The sequence below is a fragment of the Pseudomonas sp. FBF18 genome (assembly GCF_024261405.1).
GTDB classification, from domain to species: domain Bacteria; phylum Pseudomonadota; class Gammaproteobacteria; order Pseudomonadales; family Pseudomonadaceae; genus Aquipseudomonas; species Aquipseudomonas palmensis.
Window position 1 is genome coordinate 42775 of sequence record NZ_QKRS01000025.1, and the last position, 12553, is coordinate 55327.

Consider the following 12553-nt stretch of genomic DNA (forward strand, 5'->3'; position numbering starts at 1 on the left):
AGCGGGTTCTCTTTGGAGACGAGGGAAGACGGGGGGAAATTAGGGGGCTGGCCACTCCAGTTCCGCAGGCCCCGGCACGTTGCATGTGCCGTGTGCACGCTGTGCAGGCGCCAGCCTTGCTGGCCAACGCATGCGCCGGCGCTTTCACAGCCTAAATCACCCTGCACCTGCTTCGTTCTTGTGGATACGACTGGACCTTGTGGTCCCGCATCCTATCGACAAGGACGCATTGCATGAATGCCCAAGACTCGCTGAAACTCGCTCGCCGCTTTATTGAACTGCCAACCGAAAAGCGTCCGCTGTTCCTGGAAGCACTGCGCAAGGAGGGCGTCGATTTCTCGCAGTTCCCGATCCCGGCCAACGCCACCAGCAGCGAGCGCGACGGCCTGTCCTACGCGCAAGGGCGCATGTGGTTCCTGTGGCAGCTCGACCCGCAAGGCGCCGCCTACAACCTGCCCATGGCCGTGCGCCTCAAGGGTGAACTCGACAACCATGCCCTGCAACAGGCCTTCGATGCGCTGGTGGCTCGCCATGAAACCCTGCGCACGCTGTTCGAACAGGGCGACGGGCAGGTCCGTCAGCGCGTTCTGCCGCCCACACCGGTCACGATCGTCACCCATGACCTGAGCCATCTCGCACCCGCAGACCGCGAAACACAAGTCGGCGCACGGGTCGAGTCCGATGCCGGCAGCCCCTTCGACCTGGGCAACGGTTCGCTGCTGCGCGTGCAACTGCTCAGGCTCGACGCGTGCGAGCACGTGCTGCTGCTGACCCTGCACCACATCGTCGCCGACGGCTGGTCGCTGAACGTGCTGATCGACGAGTTCATCCGCCTTTACGACGCCGCCAGCAGTTCGGGCGAAGCGGCCCTGCCCGAGCTGCCGATCCAGTACCGCGACTACGCGCTGTGGCAACGCAGCTGGCTGGAGGCCGGCGAGCAGGAACGCCAGCTTGGCTACTGGCGCGAAAAGCTCGGTGACGACCATGCGCCGCTGGCGCTGCCGTTCGACCACCTGCGTCCGGCCATACCGACTCAGCGCGGTGCGCGGCATGTCTTCGAAGTGCAGCCGGCGCTGGCCGAGCAGTTGCGCAGCCTCGCCCGCGCCCAGGGCGCAACGCTGTTCATGGTGCTGCTGGGCGGCTTCAAGCTGCTGCTGCAACGCTACAGCGGCCAGCGCGCGATCCGCGTCGGGGTGCCGGTGGCCAACCGCAACCGCGCCGAGGTCGAGGGCCTGATCGGCTGTTTCATCAATACCCAGGTGCTGCACACCGATATCGACCCGCTGATCGACGTGGCCGAGCTGGTGCAGCGCATCAAGCACACCGCTGTCGGCGCCCAGGCGCATCAGGACCTGCCGTTCGAGCGCCTGGTCGAAGCGCTTGACCTGCCACGCAGCGCCAACCAGGGCGCGCTGTTCCAGGTGCTGTTCAACCACCAGGCCAACATCGCCGATGCCGCGCAGATCACCACCCGCTCGGGCCTGGCCCTGGAGAAGGTCGCGCTGGACAAGCACAGCGCGCGTTTCGATCTGGCGCTGGACACCTACGAAAGCGCCGGTCGCCTGCACGCCACCTTCACCTATGCGCTGGACCTGTTCGATGCGGCCACCATCGTCGCCATGGGCGAGCATTGGGTGCAATTGCTGCAAGGCCTGGTGGCGGACGCGTCGCGTGCCGTCGGTGAGCTGCCGCTGCTGGTCGCCGGTACCCCGCACATCGACACGCCGGCCGTCGCGCTGGACGACACCTGCATCCATCATCTGATCGAGCAGGCGGGCGCAGCCACTGCGCAGGGCATCGCGGCCATCAGCGCCGGTCGGCAGATCACCTATGCCACCCTGTGCCAGCGCAGCGACGCACTGGCTGCGGCGTTGCGCCAGGCCGGGGTGCAGGTGGACGAGCGGGTCGGCGTGGTTGCCGACCGCTCCATCGACATGCTGGTGGCCATCCTGGCTGTGCTCAAAGCAGGCGCCGCCTACCTGCCGCTGGAGCCCGAGCAGCCGCGCGAGCGGCTCGACTTCATGTTGGCTGACAGCAACGTGCGCGTGGTGCTGGCCGCTTCGACCTGGGCCGAAACATTGCCGGTGCAGGTACACCTGATGCACGCCGATGCCGTGTACCCCGACGCTGCCGCGCCGGTGGTGGCGGTCGCGCCGGACAACCTGGCCTATGTGATCTACACCTCCGGCACCACCGGCAGGCCCAAGGGTGTCGGCATCAGCCATGGCGCGCTGGTCAACTACGTGCGCGGGGTCGGTCGACGCCTGCCGATGCAGGCCATCCGGAGCCTGGCGATGGTCACCACGCCTGCCGCCGACCTGGGCCACACCGTGCTGTTCGGTGCACTGTGCAGCGGCAAGACCCTGCACCTGCTGGACAAGCAGACGGTGCTGGATGCCGACGCTTTCGCCCGCTACCTGCACGAGCACGCGGTGGATGCGCTGAAGATCGTGCCTTCGCACCTGGAGGCCATGCTGCCTGCAGGTGCAGCAGCGTTGCCCCGCCAGTGCCTGATCCTCGGCGGCGAAGCCTGCACGCCTGCTCTGCTGCAACGCATCGCGGGGCTGGCCCCGACGCTTGCGGTGATCAACCATTACGGCCCCACCGAAACCACCGTGGGTGTGCTGACCCATGCAATGGATGGCCAGCCGGTGCTGGGCACGCCGCTGGACAACCTTCGCGTGAAGGTGCTCGATGCTTGCCTGCAGCCGGTGCCAGGCGCGGCGCGAGGCGAGCTGTACATCGCCGGGGCCGGGCTGGCCCGGGGGTACTTGGGGCGTGCCGGGCTGACCGCCGAACGCTTTGTGCCCGACCCGGATGACGCTGCCGGCGGGCGCCTGTACCGCACCGGCGACTGGGTGCGTCGCAACGGCCTGGGGCAACTGCTGTTCGCCGGGCGTATGGACGGTCAGGTCAAGATTCGCGGTTATCGTGTGGAACTGGCAGAAATCGAGAGTCGCGTGCGCGAGTTGCCCGGCATTCGTGCTGCCGTGGTGCGTGTGGTGGGCGAGGGCCAGGCGCAGCAACTGGCCGCTTACCTGGTGCCGGTTGACGCGCCACACGGCGATGCCGCGCAGCAGGCCCTGCTCGATGCCAGCCGCACCGCGCTCAAGCAGGCCCTGCCCGAACACATGGTGCCCACCCACCTGTCGTTGCTCGAACGCCTGCCGGTGACCGCCAACGGCAAGCTCGACCTCAAGGCCCTGCCGCAGCCGGCAGCGGCACAGACTACCTACCGTGCGCCGCAGACACCATTGCAGGCAGTGGTGGCACAGATCTGGGCCGAAGTACTGCACATGGATCAGGTGGGCCTGGACGACAACTTCTTCGCCCTGGGCGGACACTCGCTGCTGGCCACCCAGGTGGTCTCGCGGGTGCGCAAGCAACTGGGCCTGGATATCCCGCTGCGCGCGCTGTTCGACAGCGCCGACCTGCTGGCCTTCACCGACGTGGCGCAAGCCCTGGCGCCGGTAACGCAAGCCGACTTCGAGGTACTGGACCGCAGCGCGCCGCTGGCGGTTTCGCATGCCCAGTACCGCCAGTGGCTGTTCTGGAAGCTGCACCCGCACAGCGCGGCCTACAACACGCCGCTGGCTGTGCGTCTGCACGGCGCGCTGGACCTGTCGGCCCTGCAGTCGGCCTTCGATTCGTTGGTGGGTCGCCACGAGTCGCTGCGCAGCGTGTTCGACGAGCGCGACGGCATGCCGTGGCAGCGCGTGTTGCCGCCTGCGCCGCTGGCCATCGCGATTCACGACCTCAGCGCCGAGCCTGTACAGGCACTGATGCAGCGCCTGGACGAAGAGGCCGCCACCCCGTTCGACCTGGCGCACGGCCCGCTGCTGCGCGTCAGCCTGTTCAAGTGCGCCGGTGACGAGCATGTGCTGGGCCTGATGCTGCACCACATCGTCTCCGACGGCTGGTCGATGGGGGTGATGATGCGCGAGCTGGCGAACGCCTACAACGCCCGTGTGCGCGGCGAGCCGCTGCACTTGGAGGCGCTGTCGGTGCAGTACGCCGACTACGCCGCCTGGCAGCGCAAGCGTCTGGCCCAGGGGCTGCAACAGGCCCAGCTCGAGTACTGGAAGGACCAGCTCGAAGATGACTTCGCGGTGCTCGAACTGCCGGCCGACCGCAGCCGACCCAAGGAGCAGAGCCATCAGGGCGGGCGTATCGACATCCGCCTGCCGGACACGCTGGCCAGCGGCCTGCGCGAACTGGCGGTGCAGCACAACGCCACGCTGTTCCACGTATTGCTGGCGGCGTTTGCCATCGTGCTGTCACGCTACAGCGGCAAGCCCAAGGTCAACATCGGTATCCCGGTCACCAACCGCAATCGCCTGGAGCTCGAAGGGCTGATCGGCTTCTTCGTCAACACCCTGGTGGCGCGGGTGGGCATCGACCCGGCGCTGACCTTCAGCCAGTTGCTGGAGGCCGTCAAGGACACCGCCTTGCAGGCCCAGGCCAACAAGGACGTACCGTTCGACGCACTGGTCGATGAACTCAAGCCCGAGCGCGGGCTGGGTTACAACCCGCTGTTCCAGGTGATGTACAACCACCTGCGCGACGTTGGCGGCCAGGTCTCGGCCGACAGCCTGCACGGCCTGCACGTCGAGGAAATCGACCTGGTCGAGCAGACCGCGCATTTCGATATCTCGCTCAACACCTTCGAGCGCGCCAGCGGGCTGGTGGCCACCTTCAACTATTGCACCGACCTGTTCGACGCCGCGCGCATCCAGCGCATGGCCGCGCACTGGCAGAACCTGCTCGAAGGCATCTGCCAGGCCCCGCGTCAGCGCCTGGCGCAACTGAGCCTGCTGGGCGCCGACGAGCGCCGGCAGATCCTCGGCCAGTGGCAGCCCGGCCAGCAGTCGAGCCAGCGCCAGGTTCACCAGTTGATCGCAGACCACGCGACACTGACGCCGAACGCGGTGGCGGTGCTCTGCGAAGGGCGCCAGTTGACCTACGCGCAACTGAACGCCCAGTCCAATCGCCTGGCGCATCACCTGATTGAACTGGGCGTAGGCCCCGAGGTGCGCGTGGCCGTGGCGTTGCGCCGCTCGGTCGACACCGTGGTGGCCCTGCTGGCGGTGCTCAAGGCCGGGGGTGCTTATGTGCCGCTGGACGTGGCCTACCCGCAGGACCGTCTGCACTACATGATCGAGGACTGCAAGGCTGCACTGGTGCTGACCCAGCACGACGTGCTCGACCAGCTGGCGCTGCCCGGCGCGATGGCGACCTTGCTGGTGGACCAGCCCCAGGCCTGGCAGGAGCGGGCCGACACCACGCCGCAGGTGGCGCTGAACGAAGGCAACCTGGCCTACGTGATCTACACCTCCGGTTCCACCGGCCAGCCCAAGGGCGTGGCGGTGGCGCATGGCCCGCTGGTGGCGCACGTGCTGGCCATCGGCGAGCGCTATGAAATGACCCCGCGCGACTGCGAGCTGCAGTTCATGTCGCTGGCCTTCGACGGTGCCCACGAGCGTTGGCTGACCGCCCTGAGCCACGGCGCCCGCCTGCTGCTGCGCGGCGACGAGCTGTGGTCGCCGGAGCAGGCCTGCCAGGTGATGCGCGAGCAGGGCGTGACTGTCACTGCGCTGCCGCCGGTATACCTGCAGCAGGTGGCCGAGCATGTCGAACAGGCCGGCAACCCGCCGGCCGTGCGCATCTACTGCTTTGGCGGCGATGCCGTGCCGCAGGCGAGCTATGCACTGGCTTGGCGTGTGTTGCGCCCGCAGTACATCGTCAACGGCTACGGCCCGACCGAAACAGTGGTAACGCCGCTGCTGTGGAAGGCCCGTGAAGGCGATACCTGTGGCGCCGCCTACGCGCCCATCGGCAGCCTGGTGGGGCGCCGCACGGCCTATGTGCTGGACGCCGAGCTGAACCTTTTGCCCAACGGCCTTGCCGGTGAGCTGTACCTGGGCGGGCAGGGCGTGGCACGCGGTTACCTGGACCGCCCCGGCCTGACCGCCGAACGCTTCGTACCCGACCCGTTCGCCGCCGACGGCACGCGCGTGTACCGCAGTGGCGACCTCACGCGGGTGCGCGCCGACGGCCTGGTCGACTACCTGGGGCGCATCGACTATCAGGTCAAGATTCGCGGCTTTCGTATCGAGCTGGGCGAGATCGAGGCCCGTCTGCAGGGGCACCCGCAGGTGCGCGAAGCGGTGGTCGTCGACATCCCCGGCCCCAGCGGCAAACAGCTGGCCGGCTACCTGGTGCCCGTGGCCGCGCCGGATGCGCAGCAGCACACCGAGCTGCGCAACACCTTGCGTGAACACCTCAAAGCAGTGCTGCCGGACTACATGGTACCGGCGCACCTGATCGTGCTCGACGCCTTGCCGCTGACCCCAAACGGCAAGCTCGACCGCAAGGCGCTGCCCAAACCGGACGCCAGCCTGCTGCAACAGGCCTACGTGGCGCCGCAGAGCGACCTGGAACATCAGCTCGCCGCCCTCTGGGCGGGCGTGCTCAAGGTCGAGCAGGTGGGCGTTACCGACAACTTTTTCGAACTGGGCGGCGATTCGATCATCTCCATCCAGCTGGTCAGCCGCGCGCGCCAGGCCGGCATCCATTTCAGCCCCAAGGAGCTGTTCCAGCATCAGACCGTGCAGGGCCTGGCGTCGGTGGCGCGCCAGGGCGAGCAGGCCCGCCAGATCGACCAGGGCGCTGCCAGCGGCCAGGCGCTGCTGCTGCCGGTGCACCAGTATTTCTTCGGCGCGCAGATGCCCGAACAGCACCACTGGAACCAGGCTGTGCTGCTCAAGCCCGGCCAGACATTGCAGGCGCAGACACTGGAGCAGGCGTTGCAGGCGCTGACCACCCAGCACGATGCGCTGCGCCTGAACTACAGCCTCCAGGCCGACGGCCAATGGGCCGCGCACTACGGTGCCGTGGCCCAGCAACAGACCATCGTGTGGGCGGCTGCGGCAGAACACGCCGAGGCGTTGCAGGCGCTGTGCGAAAAGGCCCAGCGCAGCCTGAACCTCGAACGCGGTGAACTGCTGCGTGCGGTACTGGCGACCCTGCCCGATGGCAGTCAGCGCCTGTTGCTGGCGATCCACCACCTGGTGGTCGATGGCGTGTCGTGGCGCATTCTGCTGGAGGACCTGCAAACGGCCTACACGCAACTGGCTGCCGGACAGGCCGTGACCCTGCCGGCCAAGACCAGCTCGACCCAGGCCTGGGCGCAACGTTTGCAAACCCATGCCGCCACCCTGCAACCGCAACTGGCGTACTGGACCGCCGATCTGGCGGGCGTCAGCGCCGAACTGCCGTGCGACCATCCGCAGGGTTCGCTGCAGGGCGTGCATCTGGCCACGGCCCACACCGTGCTCGACGCGGCCACCACCCGCCAGTTGCTGCAACAGGCCCCGGCCGCCTACCGCACCCAGGTCAACGACCTGCTGCTGACCGCCCTGGCGCGGGTGATCGCACGCTGGACCGAGCGTGATGAGGTACTGATCCAGCTCGAAGGGCATGGTCGCGAAGACCTGTTCGATGACGTGGACCTGACCCGCACAGTGGGCTGGTTCACCAGCATGTTCCCGGTCAAGCTGAGCCCCACCGACAGCCTCGATGGCTCGATCAAGCGCATCAAGGAACAGTTGCGTGCGGTGCCGGACAAAGGCATCGGCTTCGGTGCGCTGCGCTACCTGGGTGACGCGCAGGCCCGCGAAGCACTGGCCGCGCTGCCGGTGCCGCGTATCACCTTCAACTACCTGGGCCAGTTCGATGGCAGCTTTGCCGAAGACGGCCAGGACGCCTTCCTCACTCCGGCCAGCGAGCACGCCGGGGCCAACCAGAGCCCCGAGGCGCCGCTGGGCAACTGGCTGGCGATCAATGGCCAGGTGTATGGCGGCGAATTGAAACTGGGCTGGAGCTTCAGCCGCCGCATGTTCGACGAACCGACCATCCAGGCCCTGGCCCAGGCGTATGCCGAAGAGCTCAAGGCGCTCATCGCGCATTGCGTCCGGCCAGACAGCTTCGGCCTGACCCCATCGGACTTCCCGATTGCCGGCCTGACCCAGGCACGCCTGGACGAGTTGCCGGTTGCCGCGCGCGATATCGAAGACATCTACCCGCTGTCACCGATGCAGCAGGGCATGCTGCTGCACACCCTGATGGACCCGCATTCGGGCATCTACTTCATGCAGGCGCGCAAGAGCATCCGCAGCCCCATCGACTTCGAGCGCTTCACCGTGGCCTGGCGTGCGGTGGCGCAGCGTCACGAACCGCTGCGCACCTCGTTCAGCCTCGACCGTGATGGCCAGATGCTGCAGATCGTGCACCGCCAGGCGCAGTTGAGCGTGAGCTTCCTGGACTGGAGCGAGCAGACGCCTGAGCAGCAGGAGGTGTCGTTGCAGGCGCTGCTGCGCGAGGAGCGCGACCAGGGCTTCAGGCTGCTGGAGCAGCCGCCGATCTGGGTGCGTCTGATCCGCCGTGAAACCGACCATTACTGGTTCATCCTCAGCAACCACCACATCCTGCTGGATGCCTGGTGCCACTCGCAGCTGTTCGAAGACTTCTTCACCTTCTACAACGGTCAGACCCTGCCGGCCGCCGAGCGCTTCGGCAGCTTCATCGGCTGGTTGCAGCAACAGGACGAGCAGGCCGCGCTGGCAATGTGGCGCGAAGAGCTGCAGGACTTCAGCGAAGTCACCGCGCTGCCGTTCGACCGTAAGAAGGGCGATGGCGAGTCGGCCGGCATCGGCGACAACTACGTGTACCTGGCCCCCGAGCAGGGGCGCCTGCTGCATGAACTGGCCCAGCGCAATCAGATCACCGTCAACACCTTCGCCCAGGCTGCCTGGTCGCTGGTGCTGCACCGCTACAGCGGCCTGCACGACGTACTGTTCGGGGTGACGGTGGCGGGCCGCCCGGTCAATCGCCCGGAGATGCAGAGCACCGTGGGGCTGTTCATCAACAGCATCGCGCTGCGTGTGGACATTCCGCAGGCCGGTGACGACCTGAGCGTGAAGGCCTGGCTGCAGCGCCTGTTCGAGAAGAACTTCACCCTGCGCGAGTACGAGTACCTGCCGCTGGTGCAGATCCAGGCGTGCAGTGCGGTAGAAGCGGGGCACCCGATCTTCGACAGCCTGCTGGTGTATGAAAACGCGCCGATGGAAAGCAAGGTGCTGAGCAATGCGCAGCAGCTCAACGTGGCCGGTTCCACGTCGCGAACCCACACCAATTACCCGCTGACAGTGGTGATCTACCCCGGCGACGAGCTGGGCCTGCACCTGTCCTACGACCAGAGCTACTTCGACGAGCCCACCATTGCCGCGCTGCTGGAAGACTTCCGTCGCCTGCTGCTGGCCCTGGCCGAGGGCTTTCATGGTCGCTTCGACGAGCTGGCCCTGGTGGGCGCGCCGGAGCTGGCCAAGGTGCATGAACAGCCCGAGGCCCTGGCCGAATACCCGCTGGAGGCCGGGTATGTGAACCTGTTCGAGGCGCAACTGGCGGCCCACCCCGAGCAGGTGGTGGCGCGCTGCGAAGCGCAGGCATGGACCTACCGCGAGCTGGACGCGCACGCCAGCCGGGTGGCGCAGGCACTGATGGCCGCCGGGGCCAAGCCGGACCAGCCGGTGGCGATGCTCAGCGAGCGCAATCTGGAGCTGCTGGGCATGGCCGTGGGGGTGTTCAAGGCCGGCTGCGCCTACCTGGCGCTGGACCCGCAACTGCCCGACCAGCGCCTGGCCGAGGTGCTGGCCCTGGCCGGTACGCCGGTATTGCTGGCCAGCAGCGACTTCGCGACCCGTGCCCGGACCCTGCTGGCCCTGCTGCCCGAGGCTCGCCGAGCGACGCTGCTGATCGACGATGCACTGCCGCCGGTGGACGTGCCGATCGATTACCCCGGTCGCCACACGGGCGGGCGGGCGCTGGCCTACCTGATCTACACCTCCGGCTCCACCGGCACGCCCAAAGGGGTACAGGTGGAGCAGCGCGGCATGCTCAACAACCAGTTGAGCAAGGTGCCTTACCTGCAACTGGACGACGCGGACGTGATCGCCCAGACCGCCTCGCAGAGCTTCGACATTTCGGTCTGGCAACTGCTGGCCGCGCCGTTGTTCGGCGCGCAGGTGGATATCGTGCCCAACCGCATTGCGCATGACCCGCGGGCGTTGCTCAGCTACGTCCGCGAGCGCGGCATCACCCTGCTCGAGAGCGTGCCGTCGCTATTGCAGGTGATGCTCGACGAGCTTGAACAACTGGGCAGCCCCGGCCAGGAACTGGGTCGGCTGCGCTGGCTGCTGACCACCGGCGAGGCGCTGGCGCCGGAGCTGGCGCGGCGCTGGGTGCAGCGTTATCCCGAGGTGGGCCTGGTGAACGCCTATGGCCCGGCCGAGTGTTCCGACGACGTGGCACTGTTCAACGTCCTGCCGGCCTCGACCACGGGGATTCGCCTGCCGATCGGCGTGGCCACCGACAACAACCGCCTGTACCTGCTCAACGGCAACCTCGACCCGGTGCCCAACGGCGCCATCAGCGAGCTGTTCGTGGCCGGCATCGGTGTGGGGCGCGGTTATCTGGGCGATGCCAGGCGTACCGCGGCGACCTTCCTGCCCGATCCGTTCGACACCAGTGTGCAGGGTGGCGGGCGCCTGTACCGCAGCGGCGACCTGGCGCGCCACGGTGCCGACGGGGTACTCGAATACGTCGGGCGTACCGACCATCAGGTCAAGATTCGCGGGTTCCGTATCGAGCTGGGCGAAATCGAGATCGCGCTGCAGGCGCATGCCGCCGTACGCGAGGCAGTGGTGCTCGCTGTGCAGGGCCTGGGCGGCAAGCAGCTGGCGGCCTACGTGGTGGCCAGCGGGGCAGGGCAGGCCGAGTTGCGCGGTGCGCTGCGCGACCACCTCAAGGCGATGCTGCCCGAGTACATGGTGCCGTCGTACTTCGTGTTCCTCGACACGTTGCCGCTCAACCCCAACGGCAAGCTGGACCGCAAGGCCCTGCCGGCACCGGATACCAGCCAGGTGCAGCAGCAGTTCGTGGCACCGGTCAGTGTGCTCGAGCAGCAGGTGGCGGCGATCTGGGCGCAGGTGCTCAAGGTCGAGCAGGTGGGCTTGAACGACAACTTCTTCGAGCTGGGCGGGCACTCGCTGCTGGCGACCCAGGTGGTGTCGCGTCTACGCCAGCAACTGGAGGTCGAACTGCCCTTGCGTGCGCTGTTCGAGGCACCGCTGCTGGCCGACTTCATCGCCGATGTGCAGGGCGCCAGCCGTGCCACGGCGCCGGCCTTCCGGCACGTGGCGCGCAACCAGCCACTGCGGCTGTCGTATGCCCAGCAACGCCAGCTGTTCCTCTGGCAGCTGGATGCCCACAGCACGGCCTACAACATGCCGCTGGCACTGAGCCTTAAGGGCGCGTTGGACATCGATGCCCTGCAGGCCAGCTTCACGTCGCTGATCGAACGTCACGAGACCTTGCGCACCACTTTCAGCCAGGCCGATGGTCAGGCGGTGCAGGTGATCCATGCACCCGCGCCATTCACCCTGCAGGTCGAGCAGGTCGGCGTGCCGGCCGGTGCCGATGCGCAGGCATGGGTCAAGACGCTGGTGGAGGCCGAAACCCGTCGCGTGTTCGATCTGCAGCAGGGGCCGCTGTTGCGCGTCAAGCTGCTGGCCCTGGCCGAGGGCGAGCATGTGCTGGTGCTCACCTTGCACCATATCGTTTCCGATGGCTGGTCGATGCCGGTGATGGTCGAGGAACTGATCCAGTTCTACGAAGGCCATCGCCGGGGCCAGCCGCTGCAGTTGCCGGCGCTGGCGATCCAGTACGCCGACTACGCGGTGTGGCAACGCCAGTGGATGGAGGCCGGTGAGCAGGCCCGCCAACTGGCCTACTGGACCACGCAGTTGGCGGGTGGCCAGGCGTTGCTGGAGTTGCCCACCGACCGGCCGCGCCCCGCCACGCAAAGCCATGCCGGGGCCAACCTGGGCATCGAACTCGACCCTTCGCTGGCCAGCGCGCTGGAGCAGTTGGCCAAGGCCCAGGGCGTGACGCTGTTCATGTTGCTGCTGGCCAGCTTCCAGGCCTTGCTGCATCGCTACACCGGGCAGGATGACATTCGTGTCGGGGTGCCGATCGCCAACCGTACCCGGCTGGAGACCGAGCGCCTGATCGGCTTCTTCGTCAACACCCAGGTGCTCAAGGCCGAGTTCGATTCGCACACCACCTTTGCCCAGTTGCTGCAGCAGGTACAGCGCACGGCGCTGGCCGCGCAGGGCCATCAGGACCTGCCATTCGAGCAGTTGGTGGAGGCGTTGCATCCCCAGCGCAGCCTCAGCCACACGCCGTTGTTCCAGGTGATGTACAGCCACCAGAGCCAGGTCAAGGGCGCGCGTCACAGCTTGCCGGGCCTGACCGTGGAGAGCCTGGCGTGGGAGCAGGGCACTGCACAGTTCGACCTGACCCTGGAGACCGTCGAGCAGGCGAACGGGCTCGGCGCCACGCTGAACTACGCGACCGCCCTGTTCGACGAGGCGAGCATCCAGCGCCTGGCCAGCCACTGGCGACAGTTGCTGCAGGGTATCGTCGAGCAGCCGCA

General features: G+C 67.4%; 1 protein-coding gene. It reads left to right on the forward strand.

Annotated features, from left to right (window positions below):
* Positions 1–233 precede the first annotated feature (233 nt).
* A partial coding sequence (locus DN387_RS25120; RefSeq protein WP_254506389.1) for a non-ribosomal peptide synthase/polyketide synthase occupies positions 234–12553 on the forward strand: 12320 nt, incomplete at its 3' end.